This window comes from Ensifer sp. 38_S197 (assembly GCF_056924495.1).
The window spans coordinates 2,445,899-2,471,306 of record NZ_JBXOVZ010000002.1 but is presented as its reverse complement, the minus strand read 5'-3'; the positions used below and the strand labels follow the sequence as shown (position 1 = coordinate 2,471,306).

The following is a 25,408-nucleotide window of genomic DNA, read 5'->3' as shown; positions in this document are numbered from 1 at the left end:
CCCCGGCAGGAGGCAGATATGACGCAAGAAACCGTGACCCTTTCGGACGCTGCTGCAAAGCGGATCGCCACGATCCTTCGTTCGGACAGTCACAACAATGCCATGCGGGTGTCCGTGGAAGGCGGCGGCTGCTCAGGCTTCTCCTACAAGTTCGACCTGGTCGACAGCGCAAACGACGACGACCTGGTGCTGGAGAAGAACGACGCCAAGGTTTTGATCGACAGCCTTTCGCTCGTCTATATGGGCGGCTCGGAAATCGACTTCGTCGACAACCTGCTCGGCCAGTCGTTTCAGATCAAGAATCCGAACGCGGTCGCAAGCTGCGGATGCGGAACGAGTTTTTCCATCTGACACGGCCAGATGGCCCGATCGAGGTCGCCGTCACAGATATGGCGACCCGAGCCAAAGCAAACGGTTCGCCAGCCGGTCGACGAGCGGCTTGGCGCGCAATGCCTCGAGCGTGACGGGCTCGGCCGAGGCCTGAACATCCGATATCATGCCGCTGATCGTATGGGCAAAACCGTCGTCCAGCACTTCGAGATCGAACTCGAAGTTGAGCCGCAGCGAGCGCGGGTCGAGATTGGTCGATCCGACATAGGCCCAGCACTCATCCACGATCAAGAGCTTCGAATGGTTGAAGGCGCCCGCGGCACGCCAAACGCGGCAGTGGCCTTTCAAGACCTGGTCGAATTGCGCGGTCATCGCGCGATCGACCAAGAGGAGGTTGTTGACCGCGGGAACGATGATATCGACGTCGACGCCCCGGCGGGCTGCAGTAACCAAAGCGCTGATCAGCTCGCGGTCCGGAAGGAAATAGGGCGACATCAAGCGGATGCTCTTCCGCGCCACCGAGAATGCCCCCATCAGTATCTTGTGGTTGGTTTCGTTCGTGGCGTCCGGCCCTGAAGGTACGGCGCGCATCAGCACGGAAGGTGCATCTTCCGGCGGGGGCATGGCTTCGAGCGTCCAGGCGCTGCCCGTCAGCATCTCGCCGCTGGAAAATTGCCAGTCCTCGGCGGCGACCTGAAAGATGTCGGCGACCACCGGGCCACTCACGCGAAAATGCGTATCGAGCGCCGGTATTTCGCCGGCGATCTCGTTGGTAAAGCCGGCGCGGATGTTCATGCCACCGGCAAAGGCAACCCGTCCGTCGACGACGAGGATCTTCCGGTGCGTGCGCAGATTGGCATAGGGCAGCCGCAGCCCCATGATGATATTGCCGTTGAAGACGGCCGTCGGAACGCCAGCGGCCTTCAAATGACCGACAATGCTGGGCACGGAGTAGCGCGCCCCGACTGCGTCGATCAGCACGCGCACCTCGACGCCGCGGGCGACCGCGGCGATCAAGGCGTCGGCGAAGCGAAGGCCGACCACGTCGCGATCGAAGATGTAGCTCTCGATCAGGATGCTGCGCTGTGCACCGGCAATGGCCGTCAGCATGGCTGCATAGGCAGCGTCTCCGCCGGCCAGCACCTCGATGCCGTTGCCGGAACACATGCGATGGCGGGAAACACGATCCCCGAGAATCTTCATCGCGGCAAAGCGGTTCCCGAAGCGTCCGGCAATGTCCGTTTCGGAGATATCGAACCTGCCGAACTGATCGGGGCCCTGCCCGCGCAACAGTGCGCGCTGCGAGCCGATCGAGGAGCGACGGATACGGTTGATACCGGCAACGGCATAAAGCAAGGCCCCAACGATCGGCGAGAGCAGAACGACACCGACCCAGCCGGCGGCGGCGCGAACATCGTCCTTGGTCATGGCGGCGTGAATGGCAGCCGGGATGCCAAGCGCGAAGGACAACAGCGCCAGGATATGCGGCCAGTAGTTCTGCACGAGATCGATCATGCGCCGGACTATAGCCGGCCATGAACCGGAATCAATTCGAGCACCCGCACCTATACCGTATAAACTGTGGTCGACGCCGCACGCCGTCGTTGCACCTTTCCCGCAGGACTGAAAGGCCGCAGGTCTCGGATTTGTCAAAAGAATCCGGAGCAGCTAGAAGATTCTCGGCGTCAAGGACTCACCGATATGGAAGGGCGTTTCGAGCCATGAAGATTGCGACCTGGAACATCAATGGCGTCAAGGCGCGAATCGACAGCCTCCTGGCGTGGCTCAAGGAAGCCAATCCGGACATCGTCTGCCTCCAGGAAATCAAATCTGTCGACGACGGCTTTCCTCGTCTGGAAATCGAGGCGCTCGGCTACCATGTCGAGACCCACGGCCAGAAGGGCTTCAACGGTGTCGCCCTCCTGTCCAAGCTGCGTCCGGACGAAGTCAACCGCGGTCTGCCCGGAGACGATTCGGACGAGCAGTCCCGATTCATCGAAGGCGTGTTTTCGGTCGCGGGCGGCGTGATCCGCGTCTGCTCGCTCTACCTGCCGAACGGCAATCCCGTCGATAGCGAGAAGTACCCCTACAAGCTTTCCTGGATGCGCCGGCTTGCCGCCTATGCCGAGCAGCGGCTTCTGCTCGAAGAGCCCTTCATCCTGGCCGGCGACTACAATGTCATCCCGGAGGAGCATGACTGCTGGGACATTAAGGTCTGGCAGAACGACGCTCTCTTCCTGCCTGAAACACGCGCGGCCTTTCGGCGCCTGCGCAATCTCGGCTTCACCGACGCCGTGCGGGCGACATCGGACGCGGTCCCGCTCTATACGTTCTGGGATTATCAGGCCGGCTGCTGGCCCAAGAATTTCGGCATTCGCATCGACCATCTGATGCTGTCGCCGGAGGCGGCCGATCGGTTGGTTTCAACATCGATCGACAAACATGTCCGTGCCTGGGAAAAGCCCTCGGACCACGTTCCCGTCATCGGCGAGTTTGCCTTCGCCGCCGCTTGAGGCGCGGAACGGCCGTTCGGCTATTCCGTCTCAGCTCTGCTGTTATTGGGATTGTCCCGCGGCGAGATCAGTCGTCGTCGCCTTGCATGTGCAGGTTTTGCGACAGTGCGATTGCCGTGCGGCGATCGTCCTCGCTCGCCAGCGAGAACGCTTGCTCCTGCATCGACTGCATCCAGGGCCGATCCTTCGGCGAACACTGGTCGAGTGCGGCGGTCATATAGGCGAGGCCACGAACGGTCTGGCCTTCCTGGAAAATCACGTTGCCGAAGACACCCATGGCGCCGGCATGGCCGCTCTTGCGGGCCCGATTGAGCCACTTCTTGGCTTGCTGAACGTTGACACTGCCGCCCTCGCCCGAGAGCAGCATGCGCGCGAGCTGGAACTGCGCCTCGGCGACCCCAAAGGTCGACGCCGCCTGGAAATAGAGTTGCCGCGCCTGGGCCATATCCGACTTGATCGGGCTGTCGGGAATGCCGCGTCGGTAGTAGCCGGCAAGAGAGATCAATGCGTTGACGAAGTAACCGGTATCCTCGGAGCCCGGTTCGACGCCCTGCTGGGCGATCTCGCTATAGATCTTGAAGGCTTCGAGGTCGTTCTCGGCGACACCGTCGCCATAGGCATACATATTGGCCAGAGCCCAGCGAGAGCCGGTATGCCCCTTCTCCGCTGCGTATTTGTAGGCTTCGATCGCCTCGTCCTTGCGACCGTTCTTGTAAGCGGAGAAACCGAACTTGAAGAGCGCGAATGGACCGGATTCCTTCGTAACGCCTGCCCCCGGATCAAAGGCAAGAGCCGGCATGGTGATGGTCCCGCAGACCGCCAGCGACACGCCGAGTATCGCAACCTTCAGTGACTTCAGTTCACCCGCAAGCATCACAGTCTAATTCTTCCGTTCCAGCCGGCCACGCCGAACTCATCACCGCTGCAAACACAAACACCCGGGCGACCCGCCGCCGCCCAAAACTTCACCACATCCGTCGACGATATCGACGCGCCCATTCCAGAACGAAACTTCGACACATCCGCCGAAAAGACCATTTCAGTCGACCACTTGCACAAAGGCACCGGAGGCCACATCTGACATGAAGATCGACAGTCCAAGTTTCATTTCACACCAAACGCCGCAGGTTTCGTTTTCACGTTGCAGGTTTGTCCCTACTATCGCTGCTCCCTGTTTGTGGCGGGAAATGGACGTAGCCGGGACGAGTCCGATGCTAACAAACTCTAGCATTAAATGTGTTGCTGAATTGTCACATTGCGGGACGCTGCTGGCGCTTGGTTAAACACTCCACACCAAAAGAAAGGCCCGGTTGAAACCGGGCCCGGAACAGTCAGATCAACGAAGGGTCAGAACTTGATCTTGACCGAGGTCGAGACGGCCGCGAAGAAGTCGTCGTCGAAATCGTACTTCACGTCGGTACCGACGGGCTGACCCTGAAACACTTGCGGGCCGGAGCTGCCGCCCGTCAGAATGCCGACCGCACCGGCGAGGCGGAACTCGACGTTCTCAGTCGCGGCATAGGAAAGCCCGGTACCGAATGCCCAGGTATCGGTCTGCGTGCCGAAGCCGTGGCTCGTCCCACGGTCCCAGGTGATGCTGGCTGCACCGCTAAGCTTATCGGTAAACTTGTGGCCGATACCGCCCGAGATCGTCCAGCCGTCACGGTAGAGCAAGTTGAGGCTGGTGCAGGGCGTGAGCGGGCTGGCCGTACGCGGGCAGAAACTCAGAACCTGGAGTTGGCTCCAGTCGGTCCACTTGACCGAGCCGAACGCCACCCAATCCGGGGCGATACCCGACTGCACTTTCAATTCCAGCGAATCTGGCATGGAAGCGTTGCCGAAGACATCATACTTGGTGCCGATGATGGGCATCCCACCGGGGCCTCGACCAAGCGCCACATCACGCAGATCGATCGAGCCCGAGAGATTGTCGAGGTCGACGGCGCTGTTGTAGACGAGGCTCGCACGGACCGCGTATTCAGGAATTTCATAGGCAACGCCGGCACGCCATCCCCAGCCGTCACCCTCGAGATCCAGGCGACCGACACCGCTCAGGCCGAGCGGCGGGATCGCTGGCGAAACAAGACGCTCCTTGAAACCGCCGACTTCCTGATAGAAAACACCACCGATGACGCGGAACTGGCCCGGGCCGACCGCCCACTTGTAGGAGCAGGTGGCGGCGTAGTTATCGCTTTCGACCTTCGTTTCGCTGTTGTCGTTCGCGCCCGCCCAGTTAACGCCGGGATTCGAGTGCGCGCCCCAGGGCTGCGAATAATCAGCCATACAGTCGAAGCCTTCGCCGATCCCAGCCTTGATACCGACGCGCGGCACCCAGTAGCTGTCGGTATCGCGAACGCCACTGGACGGACCACCAGGCGTGCCGTTCAACGGGTTGAGATCAACGACGTTGTTGAGTTCGCGCTGCGGATTGACGTAGGTCGCCGACGCTTCTGCCGCGTAGTCCGACGGGTCGAACAGTAGGTCGATGTTGTAGCCACCGCGCTCGAGACCGCCGGCGTGGGCCGCCGACGCAAACAGCCAACCAGCCGCCACCGTCAGGACGCCACGCTTAAAATTCATGTGAGCCATCAAGCTCCTCCCCTGCACTGCACTCTGCGACATTCCACCTCATGCCGCGTGTGGCGAAAGTATTCTCACGAACATGTGAAATCGCAAATGCCGGAGGCAGAGGTGGTGCGGCACTATGGGTCACATGATTTACGTAAGATTCTCATGATTTAGACACATTCGCGCATTTCCGAAATGATATTCCGGGAAATAGGTAAATAAGCCAATAAAATAGGAAAAACTTCCAACACTCGCGAAAGCTGTGTCGCGGAGACAACAATATTGGTTTTTGCTGGAGACCACAAAAATGGCCATTGAAACTCCGCCGGCACATGCCCAGCGATTTCGCGAACGGTCTACAGTATTCGGCCCGGAGATTCGATCGCGAAGCTCACGCGCGCAAGTATATCCGGCTATGCTAAAATAAAAAATCCGCGACATTGCTGTCGCGGATTCTGATTTCCTTGGTCAACTGGTCCTGGGGCGGATACACCCCTAGCGTGCTTCTTAACCGGCTTCCGCCACGCGGCTGAGAGCGACGCCAAGCGATTCCTTCTGAAGATCGAGCTCCACCAGACGCTCACGCTCTGCTTCCACCAGTTCAGGCTTTGCGTTCGCGACGAACTTTTCATTGGCCAATTTGCCAAGAATACGCTCGCGCTCTGCCTCCACCTTGGAGATCGCCTTCTCCAGGCGCGACTTCTCGGCGGAGAGATCGATCAGGTTGCCGAGCGGCAGGCACGCAGTCGCCTCGCCGACGACGATCTGCGCGCTGCCGCGCGGAGCGACAGACGCATGGTCGATGTGTTCGACACGCGCCAGGCGGGCGATTGCCGGGGCATGCTGCTGGAGCCGCTCGCGCGTCAGGTTGTTGGCACCGACGACGATCAGCGGCGCCGTTGCCGCCGGCGGGACGTTCATCTCCGAGCGAACCGAGCGGATGCCCGAAACGAGGTCGATCAGCCAGTTGATCTCGTCGGCAGCGGCATCGTCGGCGTAGGAAGCTGCCGGCCATTCGGCGTGGCAGAGCAGCGTCTCGCGTTCGCGGCCCTCGCTCGCCGTCTGCCCCCAGAGTTCCTCGGTCATGAACGGCATGAAGGGATGCAGCAGCTTGTAGATCTCGTCGAGAACATAGGCGACGCAGGCCTGCGACTCGCGCTTGGCCGCCTCGTCCTCGCCATTGAAGACGGGCTTCAGCAGTTCGAGGTACCAGTCACAGAACTGGTTCCAGACGAAACGGTAGAGGCTGCCGGCCGCTTCGTTGAACCGATAGGCCTCGATCGCCTCGGTGACGTCGCGGATGGTGCGCGAAAGCTCCGTCAGGATCCAGCGGTTGATGGTCAGCGATGCGGCTTCGGGGATGAAGCCTTCGCTGTCGACCACGCCGTTCATCTGGGCAAAGCGCGTCGCGTTCCAGAGCTTCGTGCCGAAGTTGCGGTAACCGGCGATACGAGCGGGATCGAGCTTCACGTCGCGGCCCTGGGCGGCCATGATCGCCAGCGTGAAGCGCAGTGCATCGGCGCCATATTCGTCGATGAGTTCGAGCGGGTCGATGACGTTGCCCTTCGACTTCGACATCTTCTGGCCGTTCTTGTCGCGAACGAGCGCATGGACGTAGACCGTATGGAACGGCTCGACCGGGGTGCCGTCTGCATCCTTCATGAAGTGAAGGCCCATCATCATCATGCGGGCAACCCAGAAGAAGATGATGTCGAAGCCGGTCACCAGCACGTCGGTCTGGTAATACTTCTCCAGTTCCGGCGTCTCGTTCGGCCATCCGAGCGTCGAGAACGGCCAGAGCGCCGAAGAGAACCAGGTGTCGAGCACATCTTCGTCGCGCGTCAGGATTTCGCCCGGCTTGAAGTTCTCGAGCAGGTCCTCGACATAGGCCTTCATCGGACCTTCATGCGCAAGATAGTGCTGGATCGCGGCGTGCAGCGCCTCTTCCTCGGTCCTCTCGACGAAGACCTGACCATCGGGGCCGTACCAGGCCGGGATCTGATGCCCCCACCAGAGCTGACGCGAGACGCACCAGGGCTGGATGTTCTCCATCCACTCGAAGTAGGTCTTTTCCCAGTTCTTCGGAACGAAATTCGTCCGGCCTTCCTTGACCGCGGCAATCGCAGGCTTCGCCAGCGTCTTGGCGTCGACGTACCATTGTTCCGTCAGACGCGGCTCGATCGGCACACCGCCACGGTCGCCATGGGGGACCATGTGCTTGTGCGGTTCGATCTTGTCGAGCAGGCCAGCCTCTTCGAAGATGCGGACGATGATCTTGCGAGCCTCGAACCGGTCCTTGCCTTCGAGTTCGTCCCATGCGCCATGCAGGGCAGCCGGGTCGGTCAATCCTTCGAGGAACTCCTCGTTGTCCTTGACGGTGATGCGGCCGTCGATCGTCATGATGTTGATCGCGCGCAGGCCTGCACGCTTGCCGACGTCGAAGTCGTTGAAGTCGTGCGCAGGCGTGATCTTCACCGCGCCGGTGCCGGCCGTCGGGTCCGCATAGCTGTCGGCGACAACGGGAATGCGCCGGCCGACGATCGGCAGGATGACATGCTTGCCGAGCAGCGGCTTGTAGCGCTCATCATCCGGATTGACGGCAATGCCGCTGTCCCCCAGCATCGTTTCCGGACGGGTGGTCGCGACGACCAGATAGTCGCGCTTCTCCCATTCGGTCGCCTTGCCTTCCTCATTGAAGGCAACCGGATGTTCGTAGCTGACACCCGGCTCGAGCGGATAGCGCAGGTACCAGAGATTGCCATTGATCTCGTGCTGCTCGACTTCCAGATCGGAAATCGCCGTCAGAAGCTTCGGGTCCCAGTTGACCAGGCGCTTGTCCTTGTAGATCAGCCCTTCCTTGTAGAGCGAGACAAAGACCTCCAGAACCGCCTCCGACAGACCGTCGTCCATGGTGAAGCGTTCACGCGACCAGTCACAGGATGCGCCAAGCCGCTTCAACTGGTTGAAGATCAATCCGCCGGACTCGGCCTTCCACTCCCAGACCTTCTCGATGAAGGCCTCGCGCCCCATCTGCCGGCGGTGCTGCTGGGTTTCCATCAGCTTGCGCTCGACAACCATCTGGGTCGCAATGCCCGCGTGGTCCATGCCCGGCTGCCACAGCACATCCTTGCCGCGCATGCGCTCGAAGCGCACCATGATGTCCTGAAGCGTGTTGTTGAGCGCGTGGCCCATGTGCAGCGAGCCGGTCACGTTCGGCGGCGGGATCACGATGCAGAAGCTGTCGGCGCCGGGCTTGGCACCCGCGCCTGCACGAAACGCGTTTTCTTCGTCCCACTTCTTGGCGATACGTGGATCGACGGATGCGGAATCGTAGGTCTTATCAAGCATTTTGGAGCCAATTTAGGAGAGTGATGTCTGTGTCTTGTAAACCGGAACGGCCGGTGCAAGTCAACACGAACGCAAAAAGCCGCGACGGTCGCCGCGGCCCCATGCGTCAAACGGATTGAATTTCAGCGACGCGGCCCGCGGGCAACACGCTCGATTTCCTCGCGAACCAGCCGTTCGACGAGTGTCGGCAGATTGTCGTCCAGCCATTCCTGCAGCATCGGCCGCAGCATCTCCTCGGCGATTTCGTCAAACGAACGCCTCGCGCCCTGATCGACCGCGAGAGCGAGATTGTCGAAGGATCGCGCGACCTTCCTGCCGACTTCCGGAGAGACGATGGCTGCGATCGCCTTCTCGGGTGCCAGCGCGTCGACCACCGGTGCCGCTGCCTGTACCGGCGATTCGGGGTTGTCGTGACGCTCCGATGAACCGGGGGCAGCGACGACCTCCACATCCGCGTGCGTTTCAGAGGCGGCAATCGGCTGAACGGCCGGAGCCTTGGGGGCCGATACCGCGGCCATGCGTGACGTTACGACAGGGCTGTCCTGGATCACCGTCGCTGGCGCGACTGGCTGCGTGTCACGCGGGGCAAACCCTGTCGCGTGACGCTCCGACGCAGCGCGAACGCGTGCTGCGACATCCGCCAGGGAGAGCGGCGGCTGTGCGGACACCGTACCAGCCTCGGATGGGACGACGGAAAGCTCTACGGCCGCCGCCGCTGGTGCGGCCCTTGATGCTGTTTCTGTCGGTTCTTCGCGCCGTCCGAAGGCAACCGTCTCGATCTCGCGGTCGATCGTCAACTCGATCTCGTCGCCCGCCTCGTCCTCGAAGTGCTGCTGCGGCGAAAGCCCGGCCTGCCCAGGCTCATTGCTCTCGATGATCTTGCGAATGGATGCCAGGATCTCATCCATCGAAGGTTCACGCGCGACATTGAGCTGTGCCATTTCCATCCTCGTTTGCACGGCCGGCATGTGCTTCAGAACAGGACATGCGCCGATTTCCGACAAACCTTATGTGAGTTCGCGGACGAAACAAACGCCACGAATCAGCCACTCAGATTCTTGCACAGATTTGTTTTCAGGGGAAAAAATAGAAACGCCCCGGGGAGACCGGGGCGTTTTCTTCAGCGACCGTCGACGGTTCGAAGGCCGAACCATTTATCCTTGACCGCCTCGTAGTGTTGCTCGGCGCGGTACTCCGCAACCTGCAACCCTTGGCTCTTCACCGTAAGATTCGCCGCTGCCGCAAGCAACGTGTAGCTGGCTACGACGGCGTCGCGCTGTGCCAGGGCGAGCAGTTCCTGCGCCTGAAGCACGTCCTGCTGCGAATCGAGAACGTCCAGGGTCGTACGCTGGCCGACCTTGCGCTCTTCGATAACGCCATCCAATGCCAGCTTGGCGGCGGAGATCTGCGCCTTGTTGGCAGAAATACGGGCAATCGCGGCTTCAAGCTGCGCGTAGGCGGAAACGATGGTCTGCTGAACAGCCGCGCGAGCCGAATCGACCAGGATACGCTGCTGCCCCAGGCGTTCCTTTGCCTGGCGGATCTGGCCGTATTCGGCGCCGCCCTGATAGATCGGAACTTCCAGCCGCGCCGTTATGCTCGAGGTGTTGTTGTCGAGACCGTTGGTGCTGGCGTTACCGGTGGTGCGGCTGACCTCGCCTTGAAGCCGGACGCCCGGCAACATCGTGCCTTCCGCAGACTTCACCTGGTAACCTGCCGAGTCGACCGAATATTGCGCGGCCAGAATCGTCGGATGCTCGCGCAGACCCGTTGCGACAGCCTGATCGAGCGAGCGTGGCAGCCCCTTCGAAGCCGGCGAAGCCTGCTTGATGCCCTTCGGCACGTCGCCGACGATCTGCACATAGGTCGCTTCGCTCTGCTTCAGCTGAGCGACGGCCACGATGAGCTGCGATTGCGCGTTGGCGAGCGATGCCTCGGCAAGGCTCACGTCCGTGCGCGTGCCTTCACCCACGTCCAGGCGCGCCTTGGCAGCGTTCACCTGTTCCTGCAGGAAGGCGATGTTCTGCTTGCGGATAGAGACCAGCTGCTGATCGCGGGCGATGTTGGAGTAGATGGTCGCAGCCGAGAGCAGGATCTGCATTTCGTTGGCGCGCAGCGTTTCGCGGCTCGAGAACACGTTCGCTTCGGCCGCGCGAACGTTGTTCAGCGTCTGAAAGCCGTCGAAGACCATCTGCGTTATGGAGACGCCGACCTGTCCCTGGTGAAAGTCTTGGGACCTGGTTTTCTCTCTTTCGAGAGTCGTAAGCGTTCCCGTTGCGAAAGCCGCGACTTGGGGCCGAAAGCCAGACTTGGCGATCGGCACACTCTCGTCCGTCGCGCGCAGACCCGCACGTGCAGCATTCAGATCCGGGTTGTTCTCGTAGGCTTTGGCCATTGCGCCGAATATCGTCTCGGCCAGTACTGCATGCGGGGCAACCAGTACACTCGTCGAAACGGCGGCCCACAGAGCCGCTTTACGGACAATCGACACCATTACTTCTCTCTCCGATCGGGGCGGCAGAGCCTGCCCTCTATTTTCCGCAGCGCCGTCCTCGCTATAAAACGGCGCCGCCTAGATACGGCGATGAAGCGCTCACACCGCCCACTGGTGAGCAAATCACTACCACTGCACTCTTTGAACCCCGGATTGCAGATTCCGACAACTGCGCAGACCTACTCTGCGCAGGCATTTCAAAAAGAAACAAGCACCCCGTTGCGAATTGGCAACATTGTTATTTTAGCAGCGCATTTGAATGTTGATGTCCCTCAATAAGCGGGACCTCAAAAAACAAATTCCTGCTCGCGGCGGAAGCCGGGAAGCGGCTTCACCGCAGTGTTGAAATCGGCACGCTCGGAGGTTCTTCCGTGCTCGTGCACATAGAGTTTAGCGCGCGAAGCGTTGCCAAATCCTTCGACCACGACGAGCCGGCCGCCATCGCGCAATTGTTCGAACAGACCCGCAGGCAACACCTCAACCGCACCGTGGACGAAGATGACGTCGTACGGCGCTTCGGCAGCGTAACCCTTCTCGAGTTCGCCGGTGACGACGGCGATATTGTCATAGCCGAGACGCGCCAGGGTCTCGGTGGCGGTGGCGGCAAGACCCTGATCGCTTTCGAGCGCCACGACCGAACCGGCGATCAGCGACAAGAGCGCCGAAGCGTAGCCGGTGCCGCAGCCGATCTCGAGCACGACGTCGGACTTGGCGATCTCGGCAAGCTGCAGAAGCTTGGCGAGCGGCGAAGGCTCCATCAGGAATCGCGGGGCTGCACCGTTCGTGCCTTCAAGCGCGATGTCGGTGTCGATATAGGCGAGCTCCTTCATCTTGGCGGGCACGAACTCCTCGCGCGGCACGGTGAGGAAGGCGGACAAGACCGAGTGGGACGTCACATCCGTCGTGCGGATCTGGTTGTCCACCATCTTGGTGCGCGCTGCTTCGAAATTCATGCTAGTGCCCTCGTATCCGGATAGGCGCGGCGCCGCTTTTCGGAGAAGCCCGCGCGATCGTCTTGTGGCTCTCAACGGAAAGCCTTTGACGTAAGCTCTTAAATCGCCGCCCCGCCGGATTCAAGCGACAGCGGCAAATTGCGCCGGAAAAACGGGGAAGAAGGGCCCTGATCAGCAAAGCGCGGCGGCGTGCCGACAGGGCACGACGCATCGTTGAGGCATGGACCCCGGCTAGGTCAGCGCCCGGGCGCACCTTCCAGGCCCACGAGGGCGATCTTGGTATAGCCGGCGTTCTGGATGAGGTTCATGACCGTCATCAGCTCGCCATAGTCCACGGCCTTGTCGGCCCTCAGCAGCACACGCGTCTCGGTGTTGCCCTCGGTCAGGCGCTTCAGCTCGTCGGCGAAGGTCTCGCGGGCCGTCTCTTCGTTGCCGATCGCAAGCGCCAGATCGGCCTTCAAGGTCACGAAAACCGGCTTGTCGTCGCGCGGTGCGGGCTTTGCCGCCGATTGCGGCAAATCCACCTTCATGTCCACCGTGGCGAGCGGGGCCGCCACCATGAAGATGATCAGGAGTACGAGCATGACGTCGATGAAGGGCGTGACGTTGATTTCGCTGTTCTCGTCGAGATCGCCGCCGTCCTGGCTTACTTTTCCGGCCATGGGTCACCCGATCCGTGCGATGGTCGTTTCCGCATGGACGAAGCCTTCCTGACGGCGGGGCTGCGCCCTGCTGACCAGGCGGTGGTCGAGGTCGCGGCTGACGAGCCGCTCCACGGCGGCCGCCGCATCGGCAAGGATCACCTTGTAGCCGCCCACAGAACGGGCGAAGTAGTTGTAGATCACCACTGCCGGAATGGCCGCGATGAGGCCGATCGCGGTGGCGAGCAGCGCTTCGGCGATGCCGGGCGCGACGATCGCGAGATTGGTCGTCTGCGCCTTACTGATGCCGATGAAGGAATTCATGATTCCCCACACTGTGCCGAAGAGGCCGACGAAGGGACCGACCGAGCCGATCGAGGCCAGAATGCCGGTTCCACTGGCCATGCGCTTGCCGGCGCGAACCTCGATGCGGTTCAGCAGCGAAGAGACGCGCTCCTTGATACCATTTGCCGGCGCATGGTCGACCACCGCCTCCGAACGCACCATTTCGTCGATCGCCGCCGCCGCCATCTCGGGCGCGGGGCCCGACTTGCCATCGAACGCATTCTTGACATCAGCGAGGCCGTTGGCGGCTGACAGGATACGAACTGCGCGGGTAAGGCGTGCCTTGGCACCGAAGAGCTCCAGCGCCTTGACCAGGAAGATGGCCCAGGTGGCGATGGACGCCACTGCCAGGCCGATCATTACGCTTTTGACGACCACGTCCGCAGCCATGAACATGCCGACCGGCGAGAGGTCATGCGGCAGCACCGGGCTCGCCGCACCTTCGGCCGCAGCAGCGGTGCCCTCGACAGCAAGGGGGACAGCCTCAGGCGACGTGGCCTGCGCTGCAGGCTGCATCTGCGTGGCTGGCGTCGCCTGGTTTACCGGTGCGCTGCCGGCGGTCTGGCCCTCTGCGACCGGCGCCTGCACAGGCGAACCGGTGGCAGTTTCCTGATTGCCGCTCGTGACCGGGGCTGACGATGTCGCTTCACTCACTGATTGAGCGAACGCAACCGCAGGCAAAGCAGCCGATGACAGACCGAGCATCGCGGCTACCAGTAGATTGATCGTCGATCGGGCTCGGTTCGGCATCTTGTTCCTCACGTACTGGTCCGTTTCGTCGTATCAGAACGAAGGGATGGTCGTCATTCGCCGCATCCCTTGCGTGCATTTTGGGTTCTTTACGCAAAGGGGAGCCGAAAGACAAGGATTTGTGGAGTTTACTAATCAAGAATAAATTCGCAACCTCCCCGGCGCCCAGGACATGCACTGGGACCGCCGTCAAAAGCCTGGCGGATCATCCGTGAAGGTAGCCGTCCGCCAGTCATAGGCGCGGTGCCGTTCCCACGGGCGGGCAAGAGTCGCGAATGCCGTCCGAAATTGCATTGCGGGCGGCGCTTGCTCCGAATCCGGCTGCGCTCGTATTTCGATTGCACCCGTACGACGCAGCGCCTGTGCATTCACAAGACGGGCGCGATCGCTCGGGCACGTCGCGCCATCGACCCGGGCGGCGGTCACCACCAAATCCGCCAGGCCGCACAATGCTGGAAAGAGGCGCGGGTTCTCGAGCGCGATGATCGTCCAGCCGTAAGTGTTGCGCGCCGCACACCATTGCTTTTCCCGGCAGATGAAGACACCCGCGGCGTTCGCCTCGATCGCCGACGACAGATCCGCGCGGATTGCGGCCACGTTTTCCTGGTCGAGCGGCGGAGCGCCCTTCCCGGTCGGCTCCGTAGCCGGATAAGGATCGACGGAGGCAGGCGCTGGAAGCGTCACCGGCGCAAGATGGTTTCCCAGCGCGAGTGCTCGCTGCCATTGTGAAAACACGAAATCCGACGGGCGCGTCCTGTTTGTGGCGATCGCGCCGTTCGCAACGAGACCGATGAGGCGGCCATCTTCGGCTATCACGACGTCGGGAAGACGGTCGCGCTCCACGGCGAGGCTGACGAGACCGGCGCAGATCAGCAGGGCCCCTGACAGCGCCAGCCAACTCCGCAGTACACAGACGAGAACACCGCCCGTGGCAATCAGCACAAAGCCGAGATGCCCGATGCGACCAGTGACGATCTCGCCGTCAAGCGAGGTTACGAAGCGGGCGATGTCGAGCATCCGGTCGAGGCCCCATGCCATTGCCACCAGCGGGTAGTGTTCAAGCCCCAGTGGCATCAGAAGCATGGCGAACAGGCCGAACGGCATGATCACGATGCTGATCACCGGCATGGTGAGAACATTGGCGAGCAGACCGTAAGCCGGCAACCTGTGAAAATAGGCGATCGAATAGACCGATGTCGCCAACCCGCCGATCAGCGAGGTGATGACAACACCGGCGACCACGCCCGTGACCAGCCCCCTTCCCTTGCTTCGTCTCTCCGCCGCCGGTAGCTCCGTTTCCCGCCGCTCGCGCCAGCGCGCATAACCGGCAACGAGCGCAAGGGTCGCGGCGAACGACATCTGAAAGCCCGGCCCGGCAACCGCCGACGGCGTTAGCGAGACGATGACGATCGCCGCGAGCGCGACGTTGCGCAGGCTGATCGACATGCGGTCGAAAAACACCGCCACGAGCATGACCGATATCATGATCCAGGCGCGCAATGCCGACACGGCGCCACCGGCGATGAGAATGTAGAAACAGACCATCAGCAGTGCGCCGGCCGCCGCGACCTTCTTGATCGGCACGCGATGGGCCACGCCAGGGACCATGCTGAGGACCGTGCGGGCGCCGATCAGAAAGGTTCCGGCGGCAAGTGCCATGTTGAGGCCCGAGATCGCCAGCACATGCGCAAGGCCGGCTTGCCGCAACACCTCGACCGTCTCGCGGCTGATGGCACGCTCTTCCGCCGTCACCAGTGCAGCGGCAAGTGCTCCGGTATCGCCGCCGATCGCGGCGCGGATGCGCTCTCCGACTGCCTCTCGTAACGAGGCGATCCTGGTCGCCAAGGATGAGCTGAAGGAAGGGGTCGCTTCCGATTCTCCGGGCGCAGGCGCTTTTCCGCTCGCGGGCGAACCGTAGAAGAAGCCGACTGCGCCGATGCCCCTGAAATAGCTGTCAAACGCAAAGTCGTTCAGACCCGGCAGCGCCGGACCGGACGGCGGCGACAGCCGCGCCCTGCCCTCGATGGTCGCTCCTATTGGCAGCGGCTCATCCCGACCCCGCGCCACCAGCGTTATTCTCGTTGGCTGGCGGCGCAGGCGCGGCTTGGCCGTCTCTCGAACCTCTACCCCGTAGCGCCATTGGCCCCGGTCGTCCTGTTCGCGAGAGAACACCACGCCCCGCACATTCGTCGTCACCGGTGCGTCGAGGATAATTGTATCGATACGCGCTGTCTCGGCCGCGATCAGCACCATTCCCGCTACAAACAGCGTCGCCGCGATCAGCGGTGCCCGCAGCAATGTTGATTTTCCAACACAAGCCACCGCCGCCATGCCAAAAACGCAAAGCAGCAGTGCAAGTTTGGCGATTCCGACATCAAAAGGGAGCGACAGCCAAGTGAGGACACCGAAGCTCAGCAGTACCGGTATCAACACAAAACCGTGACCGAACGCGCGCTCGTCTTCGATCGCGGAGGCGAAAGACGCCTTGACCAGACGCGGGCTGAGGTGAGCCGAGACCATCGACATCCCGCGTTTCACCCGTGTCGAGGGCAAGGCGGGCGGCGCATTGGGAGCAAAGACTGTAACGGCATTGGCGGGATCGGAACCGGACAACAGGAAGCTGCCGCGCTCCGCGTCGTGCGACGCATACCGCCTTTCAGTATCGCTCATTGCGCCAGCGCTCTTTCCCCCGAATATGCGCTCGATCATGCAACCAAAGGCACACAACCGCAACCGCTGCGCTATCTGCTGAAAAAAGCGGCAAACCTATATAGAATGGTACCGCACCATCATCCGAGGAGATTATTGATCTCCTTGGACTTATTGCCGTAACATGCCATTGTTGCGTCGCCATATGCACATTTTCGCATCGCACAATTTGCCTTTCGTACAGCTTGGCAGTCGAAAATAAATCATATAGCAAATTCGCAACGTTCATTGTCGTGGCACCGTCTCGGTGCCACGTTGCCATAAGACGGAGGGTCCGATGACTGAAAAAACCGCGGTTGTAACACTCGATGGAAAGTCTGCGGATCTTCCGGTGCGATCGGGGTCCATCGGCCCTGACGTCGTGGACATCGGCTCGCTCTACAAGCAGACGAAGATGTTCACCTACGACCCGGGCTTCACCTCCACGGCGTCGTGCGAATCCAAGATCACCTATATCGACGGCGACGAAGGCGTGCTTCTGCACCGCGGCTATCCTATCGAGCAGCTCGCAGAACACGGCGACTTCCTGGAAGTCTGCTACCTGCTGCTCTACGGCGAACTGCCGACGAAGGCACAGAAGGCCGACTTCGATTATCGCGTCACGCACCACACCATGGTGCATGAGCAGATGTCGCGCTTCTTCACCGGCTTCCGTCGCGACGCGCACCCGATGGCCGTCATGTGCGGCTGCGTCGGCGCGCTGTCGGCCTTCTATCACGACTCGACCGACATCACCGATCCGCATCAGCGCATGGTCGCCTCGCTGCGTATGATCGCCAAGATGCCGACGATCGCGGCAATGGCCTACAAGTACCACATCGGCCAGCCCTTCGTTTACCCGAAGAACGACCTCGACTACGCCTCCAACTTCCTGCGCATGTGCTTCGCCGTTCCGTGCGAGGAATATGTCGTCAACCCGGTCCTGTCGCGCGCCATGGATCGTATCTTCATCCTGCATGCCGACCACGAGCAGAACGCGTCGACCTCGACAGTTCGTCTCGCCGGTTCGTCGGGCGCAAACCCGTTCGCCTGCATCGCTGCCGGTATCGCCTGCCTCTGGGGCCCGGCGCACGGTGGCGCCAACGAAGCTGCGCTCAACATGCTCGCCGAAATCGGCACGGCTGACCGCATTCCGGAATACATCGCCAAGGCCAAGGACAAGAACGATCCGTTCCGCCTGATGGGCTTCGGCCACCGCGTCTACAAGAACTACGACCCGCGCGCCAAGATCATGCAGAAGACCACGCATGAGGTGCTCGCGGAGCTCGGCCACAAGGACGATCCGCTGCTCGAGGTCGCGATGGAACTTGAGCGCATCGCACTCACGGACGAGTATTTCATCGAGAAGAAGCTCTATCCGAATATCGACTTCTACTCCGGCATCACGCTGAAGGCGCTGGGCTTCCCCACCACCATGTTCACCGTGCTCTTCGCGCTCGCCCGCACCGTCGGCTGGATCGCCCAGTGGAACGAGATGATCGAAGATCCGGAACAGCGCATCGGCCGTCCGCGCCAGCTCTATGTCGGCGCTCCGCAGCGCGACTACGTGCCGGTCTCCAAGCGCTAATCGGTATCAGACCAGAAAGCGAAGCCCGGTCAGCGATGACCGGGCTTTTGCTTATGGGGGCCGCGATATCGGCTCGTACGCGTTCGGGCAGACCGCTGCAAGCATGCCGATCGCAAACTGGCCCCCGCCGGGCAGAAGCCCAGTGCATCGTTTCAGCGTCATCGGCGCATCAAGGGATGCATCCTGCGCGCTCAAGGAACTATGAAGCTTACCTACTGGTCTTCTGGAGATAGCCGAGAACAATCTCGGCCGCCATCTCTCCAGGCGGGCGGCTCGTCGCCATGCGCTGCTGTACCACTGCGTAGCCATCCAGCATCGAGGCGCGCTGCGCCGTTGCACCGGAAAGCCGCTCCATCCAACGCGTCAAGGCACCGGGGCGGATTGCCTGATTGAAGTATTCCGGGACGATCGGGAAGTCCGCGATCAAATTCGGCAAGGCGCCGCTCCAGATGCGGATGCGCTTGTGCAAAAGCTTCACCAGGAAATCGGGATCGTAGGTCGAAACGACGGGAACGCCGGCCAGCGCCAGTTCCAGGAGGACCGTTCCCGAGGCAGCGATCGCCGCATCGGCCTGATCGAAGGCGGCCCATTTTTCCGCCGCGCCCACGGTGATCTCCGGCTGAATGGGCCAGGACGCCGTGATTTCGCGCACCAGCTTCTCCTGCCGCGAAACAGTCGGCAACAGGAAGCGGATGCCAGGATGCCGCCTGGCGAGCTCCTCGACCACCCGGCCGAAGATCGGCAACAGGCGGCCAACCTCGCTCGCGCGGGAGCCCGGCAGAAGGAGGCACGTCGACACGCGCCGATCCATGGCTCCGGCAAGGCGCTGCTGGCGGCTCGCCCGAACCGCAAGCACATTCGCATCGCTTGCGAGGCGATGACCGACATAGGTCGTCGGAGGCCCCTGCAGCTTCTGCATCGCCTCCGGTTCGAACGGCAACACGGCCAAAACATGATCGACATAGCTGCGCATGCGCGGCGCGCGCTCCGGCTTCCAGGCCCAGACGCTCGGGCAGACATAGTTGATCACAGGCACATCCGGCAGTGCCGCACGCACCTTCCGCGCCACGCGGTGGGTAAAGTCCGGGCTGTCGATGATCAGCAACGCATCGGGACGCGCGGCAATGATCGCCTTTGCAGTCTGGCGAATGCGCATGATGAGCTTCGGCAATCGTGCCAACACCTGGGTGAAGCCCATGATGGACAGTTCGGAATAGTCGAAGAGGGAACGAAGGCCCTCGGCCTCCAGCGCCTCGCCGCCGACACCGACGAGCTCTATCGTGCCGCTGCTTTGCGTCCGAAGCGCCCGGACGAGATCGGCGCCCAGAAGGTCTCCGGAGACCTCACCCGCGATCACCGCGAGTTTGTAGCTCGACGCACTCATCGCTCGGTTCCCCTGGCCGATCGCTCGACCCCGGCGACAAACAGACCGGAGCGATCGGCCACGTCGATCACGTTGGCGCGTTCCAGCACCAGAGCCCTGCCAGCTTCGACCGCGATGCCTGCGAGACCGGCCCTTTCTGCGAGCGCAACGGTAGAGGGGCCGATCGACGGCAAGTCGGCGCGAAGATCCTGCCCCGGTTTGCAGAGTTTGACGAGAACCCCCCGTCGGCGAGACGAGACACGGCCTTCGGCCTTCAAGGCGACGACACGCTCCAGCATCGCATCGGTACCTTCAGCCCCCTCCAGCGCCACGACGCGCCCGCCGACGGCCACAGCACCCTGCCCCACATCCAGAGCGCCGAGGGCATTGGCAGCGGCGATGCCGGCCTCGATGTCGCGGCGGTCGTCGGCATCGGGCGTGACCGCGCCGATCGCCCCCGGCTCCGCCAAAAGATTGGGCACCACTTCATGGACGCCGATGACATGGGCTCCGCTTGCCTCGATCAGTGCCATGGCCATGCGCAGCACGGCGTCGTCTCCACCGGAGACCAGCGTCTTCAAGACGGCCGGGATCTTTGCGAGCGTTCTCAGCGTCGGGCGAATATCACGCCATTCGGGCCGGCGGCGAACCCAGCCCGACAGGACGACGCGATCGATCCCCTCTTCCCTGAAGGTACGGCTGATATTGGCGAAGTCGCCGATCCCCAGGACGGAATGATCGAAGCCGACCCAATCGGCCTCTTCCGCCTCTCGCGACAATGCGATGATGAAGGGATCTTCGCCGCGCGCCCGGACGGCCTCGGCCACATGGTGTGGCAGCGCACCCCCGCCGGCGATGATTGCGAGCCGACCGCCGGTCGCTGCGTGGCTCGCAGCAGCCGACATCACGCTCACGCCTTGCCGCGGGACGGCGACGATAGTGCCCGGTCGCTCTCGGCCGCGATGAAATCAAGGATTTCGACGACCGGTGCGCAGTCGGCGTATTCTTCGCGGATGGCGGACGCATTGACGCGGATCGACTCCGGGCCTTCAAAGATCTGCTTGTAAGCGCGACGAACGACGTGGATCGTTGCGCGGTCGATCCCGGCTCTCGTCATGCCGACAACGTTCAGCCCGCTCAGCACGCCCGGATTGCCGTTCAGCATACCGTAGGGAATGACGTCATAGCTGACGGCGGAGAGGCCCCCGACGAAGGCCTGGCGGCCGACACGGGTAAACTGATGCACGGCGCAGCCGCCGCCAAGAATGGCGCGATCTTCGACCGTGACATGGCCTGCCAGCATCACATTGTTCGACAGGATGATATTGTTGCCGAGCCGGCAATCATGTGCCACGTGTGAATAGGCCAGGAAGAGATTGTTGTTGCCGACGACCGTCTTTCCGCCATGCTCGACGGTGCCCGTGTTCATCGTCACGCCTTCGCGGATCGTACAATTCGTGCCGATCAGCAGTTCCGTATCGACGGCGCTATGATGAACGCTCTGCGAATCGGCGCCGATAACGGCCTGCGGGAAGATCCTGGACCCCTTGCCGATGGTTGTGCGGCCGGTCACTACGACATGACTGTGAAGCTCAATATCGTCGCCGAGAACGACTTTCGGACCCACGTGGCAAAAAGGGCCGATCTTGACGTTTTCGCCGACCACAGCGCCGTCTTCGATGATCGAGGACGGGTGGATCTTCGCTGTTGCTGCAATCATGTTCAGGCGTCTTCCTTGCTGACGATCATCGCGCCGATATCAGCTTCTGCGACCAGTTGCCCGTCAACTTTTGCATCACAGTGAAATTTCCAGATATTGCCGCGCTGCTTCTGCTTCACGACATGGAATTCGACGCGATCGCCCGGAACGACCGGTTTGCGGAACCGCGCATTGTCGATGGTCATGAAATAGACGAGGTTCGTTCCGGTCCCCACCTTGCGGGCACAGATCGCACCGGCCGTCTGCGCCATGCCCTCGACAAGCAGGACGCCGGGCATGATCGGCTGTTCGGGAAAGTGACCGGTGAAATGCGGTTCGTTCGCCGAGACGTTCTTGATGCCGATCGCCGAATTGTCGCCGTCGATCTCGATGATCCGATCGACGAGCAGAAATGGATAACGATGCGGGAGCAGCTTCAGAATTTCCTGAATGTCCGCCGTACCGAGAACCGTTGCTGCCTCACTCATCCGAGCCGCCCTTCTTCTTTTTCTGTCTGTCGCTTGCCCGCATCGCCATTTCCGCGACATCGCGCAGGAAATCGCGCATCGGGCGCGCCGGAATACCACCATAACGTTCGCCGGCGGGAACATCGCTTGCCACGCCGCTCATCGCCGCGATCTGCACGCCATCGCCGACCGTGATGTGACCATTGACGCCGCTACCGCCGCCGATCATCACGCCGTCGCCGATCTTCGTGCTGCCTGCAATGCCGACCTGGCTGACGATGCCACAATAGCGGCCAATGCGCACGTTGTGGCCAACCTGGACGAGATTGTCGATCTTCGTCCCCTCACCGATCACGGTGTCATCCATCGTGCCACGGTCGATCGTCGTGTTGGCGCCGATCTCTACGTGATCCTGAATGATTACGCGCCCGACCTGAACGATCTTGATCATTCCGCCCTTCGGACCCGGGGCATAGCCAAACCCATCCTGCCCGATACGGGCACCCGGATGGATGATCACGCTGTTGCCGATGAGAGCACAGAGCACGCTTGCGCCCGAGGCTATCGTACAGTCACGGCCGATGCGCACACCCGGGCCGATGACCGCGCCGGCAGCAATGCGGGTACCGCGACCGATTTCGGCGCCGGCTCCGACGACCGCCATGGGCTCGACTTCGACACCGTCTTCGAGGCGCGCGGTCGGATCCACGAAAGCGCCCGGCGCCACGCCCTTGAGGCTGGTGTTGCGCGCGGGGCGCATCGCCACCTCGTGCAGCAACGTACCGGCAAGGGCGAAGGCCGTATGCGGGCGAGCCGCCAGTAGGACCGGGATATGGGCAGGCACAAGGCTGGAGATCGTCTTGTCGCAGATGATCGCCGATGCCTCACACGTATCAAGCTCGGCTCGGCTCTTGCGAGACAACATGTAGCAGACGTCACCGGGCTTTGCCCGATAGACCGGCGCTACCGAACGGACGGCGCGGCCTGCGACCGCGACATCCACCAACTCCGCCCCAATTTGATCCGCCAGGTCACCCAGGCGAATCCCTTCATGGGGTGGAAAAAACCAGTTCTGTTCCATGGACACTCCAGAACGATCTTTTCTGGCAGTTCTGGACTGCTCTTTATCAGAACGACGAGGAAATACCGAACTTCAGGTTCTGTACCCGGTCGAAGTCTTCCTTGGCAACCGGCCAGGCATAGTCGACACGCAGCGGACCGAACGGCGAAGCCCAGATCAGGCCGATACCGACCGATGCGCGCAGCGAGGAGTCGTTACCCTCAACCGTTTCGCCCGGCGCCATCGTGACCTTGCTGCTGTAAAGCGTGCCGGCATCGGCGAAGACCGCACCACGGAAGCCGCTGTCACGCGGGATACCCGGAAGCGGGAACGTAGCCTCGGCCGAAGCCGTGAAGTAGGTCGTGCCGCCAAGCGCATCGCCCGTCGCCTTGTCGCGCGGGCCGATACCGTTGCGCTCGAAGCCGCGGATATCGTTGGAGCCGAGCTGGAACTGGTCGAAGACCTGGAGATCGCTACCGGTTTCGAAGACATGACCGGCGCTACCACCGAGCGACGCGATAATGTCCGCCTCGTCGTTCACGGTGTAGTACCACTTGGCCTTACCGGTCATCTTGTAGAAATCGGAGTCGCCGCCGAGGCCTGCAAATTCGTGCGTGAAGGTCGCCAGAATACCGTCATGCGGCAGCTGCGCATCGTCGAGCGTGTTGTAGGTGATCGACTGCGATACCGACGAACGAACCCAGTTTCCGCCCTCGACCGCACGAACGTAGGGCGACGACAGCTTCGCGACGTTGCCGCTATAGTCGAACTGCGTGAAGTTGTAGCGCAGCGTGGTCGACAGGTTTTCGGTGATCGGCGCCGTTACGCGCAGGCTGAAGCCCTGATCTTCGTAGCTGTAGTTGTCGTCGTCGAAGTCGTTCTCGTTCTTGAAGACGTCGAAACCGGCAGCCAGACGATAGCCGAGGAAATACGGCTCGGTGAACGAAACGTTGTAGGTCCGGCTCTCGTCACCGCGACCGGCGGCGACGCGGATATACTGACCGCGACCAAGGAAGTTCTTTTCTTCGATCGACGCCTCAACGAGGAAGCCGCCACCACTGCCGGCGGAGTAGCCAGCACCGATACCGAACGAACCGGTCGATTGATCCTGAACATCGACGATCACGACGACGCGGTCGGCAGCGCTGCCCGGTGCAGTCGAGATATTGACGCTCGAGAAGTAGCCGAGAGCCTCCAGGCGACGCTTGGCGCGCGCAACCATCTCCTGGTTGAAGGCATCGCCTTCACCCATGTCGAATTCGCGACGGATGACGTAGTCGCGCGTGCGGGTGTTGCCGCGGATCTCGATGCGCTCGACGTAAGCTCGTTCGCCCTGGTCGACGAGGTAGTCGACGGCGATCGTGTGGTTGGCGAGGTCGCGGTTGCCGCGCGGCGTGACGCGCGCAAAAGGATAGCCGGCCGAAGCGACACGCTTCGAAATCTCGCTCATCGTCGCCTGAACGTCCTTGGCCTTGTAGACCGAGCCTTCACGGCTCACGACGAGACCCTTCAGCTCTTCGGCATTGATGCCCTCGACGGTCGATTCGACGTTGACCGCGCCGAAGTCATAACGCGGACCTTCTTCGACGGTGATCGTCACCGTGTACTCGTTGGTCGCTTCATTGAGCGTCGCGTCGGAGGAAACGACCTGGAAGTCCGCATAACCGCGGTTGTAATAGAACTGGCGCAGCAGTTCCTCGTCGGCGCGAAGCTTGTCCGGATTGTAGACGTCCTTGCGCGTGATGAACGAGAAGATGCCCGATTCCTTCGTCGCGATGACCGACTGAAGGCGGCCGTCGCTATAGGCTTCGTTGCCGACGAAATTGATCTGGGAGATCTTGGTGCGCTCACCTTCGTTGATCACGAAGGCAAGGTTGACGCGCCCTTCGGCAACCGGAACGACCTGCGTCGTCACCGTGATGTCGCTGCGGCCGATGGCAGCATAGGCGTCCTTGATGGCCTGAATGTCCGTTTCGACCGTCGCTTCGCTGTACGGGCCGAGCGGCTGCGTGCGAACGACGCCCTGCAGCTTGTCGTCCTTGATCTTGCGGTTGCCGTTGAAGACGACCTGGTTGACCAGCTGGTTCTCGCTCACGTTGACGACCAGCGTACCGCCGGCGACGTTGATGCTGACATCGGAGAAGTAGCCGGTGGCATAGAGCCGCTTCACGGAAGCGTCGATGTCAGTGTTGCTGAAGGCCTTGCCCGGGACGATCGTGATGTTCGCGCGGACCGTCTCAGCGCTGACGCGCGTTGCCCCGCGCACTTCGACACGATTGATGACCGCAGCTTCTGCGACAGACGTGCCTGCGAGCAACCCAACACCAGCGCCGGAAACAACAATGCTTGTTGACAGCGCAGCCGCCGACACCGCGTTCAAAAACCTTGAACCAGCTTTCATGTTCAAATCTTACCTTTTCCAAACGTCGCGCGGCAGTTTCGTGCCGACTCCGGTCACGGTTGCCGTTTTAACCGCTTTTCCCATACAAGCAAGCCAGCTCGTTAATTTCTGTTTACTTCAATTCGAACCGTGGCTTAACGGCCACTACAGCCTCGAGTTATCGTAAACAAAACCTTTCTTCGCAAGCCGTTGAAAACCAT

At 61.6% G+C, this 25,408-nt stretch carries 20 protein-coding genes; 4 read left to right on the top strand and 16 right to left on the bottom strand.

The window, feature by feature from the left end; all coding sequences use genetic code 11:
• Positions 1–18 precede the first annotated feature (18 nt).
• Positions 19–351: an iron-sulfur cluster insertion protein ErpA gene (gene erpA / locus AC1Z3V_RS25115; RefSeq protein ID WP_057255803.1), complete on the top strand. Its 333-nt coding sequence runs from the start codon at positions 19–21 to the stop codon at positions 349–351.
• A gap of 30 nt (positions 352–381) precedes the next feature.
• Here the strand turns inward: erpA and AC1Z3V_RS25110 are convergent, their stop codons facing one another.
• The gene (locus tag AC1Z3V_RS25110) at positions 382–1,845 is read right to left on the bottom strand and encodes a phospholipase D-like domain-containing protein (RefSeq protein WP_483502341.1); all 1,464 of its coding nucleotides are present in this window, start codon (positions 1,843–1,845) and stop codon (positions 382–384) included.
• A 206-nt stretch (positions 1,846–2,051) separates the two neighbouring features.
• Here AC1Z3V_RS25110 and xth point away from each other — a divergent pair, with 206 nt between their 5' ends.
• The gene (gene xth / locus AC1Z3V_RS25105) at positions 2,052–2,843 is read left to right on the top strand and encodes an exodeoxyribonuclease III (RefSeq protein WP_483502340.1); all 792 of its coding nucleotides are present in this window, start codon (positions 2,052–2,054) and stop codon (positions 2,841–2,843) included.
• A 67-nt stretch (positions 2,844–2,910) separates the two neighbouring features.
• On the opposite strand, the gene exoR is transcribed toward xth, so the two are convergent.
• From exoR to AC1Z3V_RS25060, 9 genes are all read right to left on the bottom strand, one after another.
• Entirely contained in the window at positions 2,911–3,717 is an 807-nt protein-coding gene (gene exoR / locus AC1Z3V_RS25100; RefSeq protein WP_429817027.1) for an exopolysaccharide production regulator ExoR, read from the bottom strand.
• A gap of 473 nt (positions 3,718–4,190) precedes the next feature.
• Entirely contained in the window at positions 4,191–5,432 is a 1,242-nt protein-coding gene (locus AC1Z3V_RS25095) for an outer membrane protein transport protein (protein ID WP_483502339.1), read from the bottom strand.
• A gap of 486 nt (positions 5,433–5,918) precedes the next feature.
• Positions 5,919–8,759: a valine--tRNA ligase gene (locus AC1Z3V_RS25090; RefSeq protein ID WP_483502338.1), complete on the bottom strand. Its 2,841-nt coding sequence runs from the start codon at positions 8,757–8,759 to the stop codon at positions 5,919–5,921.
• A 122-nt stretch (positions 8,760–8,881) separates the two neighbouring features.
• Complete coding sequence (locus AC1Z3V_RS25085) at positions 8,882–9,700, bottom strand: PopZ family protein (protein ID WP_483502336.1); 819 nt, start codon at positions 9,698–9,700, stop codon at positions 8,882–8,884.
• A 179-nt stretch (positions 9,701–9,879) separates the two neighbouring features.
• Complete coding sequence (gene tolC, locus AC1Z3V_RS25080; protein WP_483502334.1) at positions 9,880–11,253, bottom strand: outer membrane channel protein TolC; 1,374 nt, start codon at positions 11,251–11,253, stop codon at positions 9,880–9,882.
• 287 nt (positions 11,254–11,540) lie between these two features.
• Complete coding sequence (locus AC1Z3V_RS25075) at positions 11,541–12,206, bottom strand: protein-L-isoaspartate O-methyltransferase family protein (protein ID WP_173516402.1); 666 nt, start codon at positions 12,204–12,206, stop codon at positions 11,541–11,543.
• 236 nt (positions 12,207–12,442) lie between these two features.
• Positions 12,443–12,868 carry a TonB system transport protein ExbD gene (exbD, locus tag AC1Z3V_RS25070; RefSeq protein ID WP_057255784.1) on the bottom strand — a complete coding sequence of 142 codons (426 nt, stop codon included), beginning with the start codon at positions 12,866–12,868 and terminating at the stop codon, positions 12,443–12,445.
• Between the two features lie 3 nt (positions 12,869–12,871).
• Positions 12,872–13,942, bottom strand: a complete 1,071-nt coding sequence (gene exbB / locus AC1Z3V_RS25065; RefSeq protein WP_483502332.1) for a tonB-system energizer ExbB — start codon at positions 13,940–13,942, stop codon at positions 12,872–12,874.
• A 189-nt stretch (positions 13,943–14,131) separates the two neighbouring features.
• On the bottom strand, positions 14,132–16,468 hold the full coding sequence (locus AC1Z3V_RS25060; RefSeq protein ID WP_483504143.1) for a ComEC/Rec2 family competence protein: 2,337 nt from the start codon (positions 16,466–16,468) through the stop codon (positions 14,132–14,134).
• A gap of 460 nt (positions 16,469–16,928) precedes the next feature.
• Here AC1Z3V_RS25060 and gltA point away from each other — a divergent pair, with 460 nt between their 5' ends.
• Complete coding sequence (gene gltA, locus AC1Z3V_RS25055) at positions 16,929–18,218, top strand: citrate synthase (protein ID WP_173516397.1); 1,290 nt, start codon at positions 16,929–16,931, stop codon at positions 18,216–18,218.
• A 208-nt stretch (positions 18,219–18,426) separates the two neighbouring features.
• Here gltA and lpxB read toward each other — a convergent pair whose 3' ends face one another.
• Genes lpxB through bamA form a run of 6 tightly spaced genes read right to left on the bottom strand, consistent with a single transcriptional unit; the run spans position 18,427 to position 25,208 of the window.
• Positions 18,427–19,602 carry a lipid-A-disaccharide synthase gene (lpxB, locus tag AC1Z3V_RS25050; protein WP_483502330.1) on the bottom strand — a complete coding sequence of 392 codons (1,176 nt, stop codon included), beginning with the start codon at positions 19,600–19,602 and terminating at the stop codon, positions 18,427–18,429.
• Entirely contained in the window at positions 19,599–20,486 is an 888-nt protein-coding gene (locus AC1Z3V_RS25045) for an LpxI family protein (RefSeq protein WP_483502329.1), read from the bottom strand. The genes lpxB and AC1Z3V_RS25045 overlap by 4 nt, the downstream gene beginning before the upstream one ends.
• A 5-nt stretch (positions 20,487–20,491) precedes the next feature.
• Complete coding sequence (gene lpxA, locus AC1Z3V_RS25040; protein WP_483502327.1) at positions 20,492–21,301, bottom strand: acyl-ACP--UDP-N-acetylglucosamine O-acyltransferase; 810 nt, start codon at positions 21,299–21,301, stop codon at positions 20,492–20,494.
• 2 nt (positions 21,302–21,303) lie between these two features.
• A complete protein-coding gene (gene fabZ / locus AC1Z3V_RS25035) occupies positions 21,304–21,768 on the bottom strand; it encodes a 3-hydroxyacyl-ACP dehydratase FabZ (protein ID WP_034796695.1) in 465 nt (154 codons plus the stop codon).
• On the bottom strand, positions 21,761–22,828 hold the full coding sequence (lpxD, locus tag AC1Z3V_RS25030; RefSeq protein ID WP_483502324.1) for a UDP-3-O-(3-hydroxymyristoyl)glucosamine N-acyltransferase: 1,068 nt from the start codon (positions 22,826–22,828) through the stop codon (positions 21,761–21,763). Before lpxD ends, fabZ begins: the two co-directional genes overlap by 8 nt.
• A 46-nt stretch (positions 22,829–22,874) precedes the next feature.
• Positions 22,875–25,208 (bottom strand): outer membrane protein assembly factor BamA, encoded by a 2,334-nt coding sequence (bamA, locus tag AC1Z3V_RS25025; RefSeq protein WP_483502323.1) that lies wholly within the window; start codon positions 25,206–25,208, stop codon positions 22,875–22,877.
• Here bamA and AC1Z3V_RS25020 point away from each other — a divergent pair.
• Entirely contained in the window at positions 25,150–25,374 is a 225-nt protein-coding gene (locus AC1Z3V_RS25020) for a hypothetical protein (protein ID WP_173514879.1), read from the top strand. The two genes, bamA and AC1Z3V_RS25020, sit on opposite strands and share 59 nt — an antisense overlap.
• Positions 25,375–25,408 lie beyond the last annotated feature (34 nt).

Coding starts and splice junctions, on each gene's coding strand:
- tolC (WP_483502334.1), bottom strand. CDS start 11,253: ATGGTGTCGATTGTCCGTAAAGCGGCTCTGTGGGCCGCCGTTTCGACG.
- lpxD (WP_483502324.1), bottom strand. CDS start 22,828: ATGGAACAGAACTGGTTTTTTCCACCCCATGAAGGGATTCGCCTGGGT.
- xth (WP_483502340.1), top strand. CDS start 2,052: ATGAAGATTGCGACCTGGAACATCAATGGCGTCAAGGCGCGAATCGAC.
- AC1Z3V_RS25075 (WP_173516402.1), bottom strand. CDS start 12,206: ATGAATTTCGAAGCAGCGCGCACCAAGATGGTGGACAACCAGATCCGC.
- exbD (WP_057255784.1), bottom strand. CDS start 12,868: ATGGCCGGAAAAGTAAGCCAGGACGGCGGCGATCTCGACGAGAACAGC.
- AC1Z3V_RS25045 (WP_483502329.1), bottom strand. CDS start 20,486: ATGTCGGCTGCTGCGAGCCACGCAGCGACCGGCGGTCGGCTCGCAATC.
- exbB (WP_483502332.1), bottom strand. CDS start 13,942: ATGCCGAACCGAGCCCGATCGACGATCAATCTACTGGTAGCCGCGATG.
- AC1Z3V_RS25060 (WP_483504143.1), bottom strand. CDS start 16,468: ATGTCGATGGTCTCGGCTCACCTCAGCCCGCGTCTGGTCAAGGCGTCT.
- exoR (WP_429817027.1), bottom strand. CDS start 3,717: ATGCTTGCGGGTGAACTGAAGTCACTGAAGGTTGCGATACTCGGCGTG.
- lpxA (WP_483502327.1), bottom strand. CDS start 21,301: ATGATTGCAGCAACAGCGAAGATCCACCCGTCCTCGATCATCGAAGAC.
- lpxB (WP_483502330.1), bottom strand. CDS start 19,602: ATGAGTGCGTCGAGCTACAAACTCGCGGTGATCGCGGGTGAGGTCTCC.
- AC1Z3V_RS25020 (WP_173514879.1), top strand. CDS start 25,150: ATGCTTGTTGACAGCGCAGCCGCCGACACCGCGTTCAAAAACCTTGAA.
- gltA (WP_173516397.1), top strand. CDS start 16,929: ATGACTGAAAAAACCGCGGTTGTAACACTCGATGGAAAGTCTGCGGAT.
- fabZ (WP_034796695.1), bottom strand. CDS start 21,768: ATGAGTGAGGCAGCAACGGTTCTCGGTACGGCGGACATTCAGGAAATT.
- AC1Z3V_RS25085 (WP_483502336.1), bottom strand. CDS start 9,700: ATGGCACAGCTCAATGTCGCGCGTGAACCTTCGATGGATGAGATCCTG.
- bamA (WP_483502323.1), bottom strand. CDS start 25,208: ATGAAAGCTGGTTCAAGGTTTTTGAACGCGGTGTCGGCGGCTGCGCTG.
- AC1Z3V_RS25090 (WP_483502338.1), bottom strand. CDS start 8,759: ATGCTTGATAAGACCTACGATTCCGCATCCGTCGATCCACGTATCGCC.
- AC1Z3V_RS25110 (WP_483502341.1), bottom strand. CDS start 1,845: ATGATCGATCTCGTGCAGAACTACTGGCCGCATATCCTGGCGCTGTTG.
- AC1Z3V_RS25095 (WP_483502339.1), bottom strand. CDS start 5,432: ATGGCTCACATGAATTTTAAGCGTGGCGTCCTGACGGTGGCGGCTGGT.
- erpA (WP_057255803.1), top strand. CDS start 19: ATGACGCAAGAAACCGTGACCCTTTCGGACGCTGCTGCAAAGCGGATC.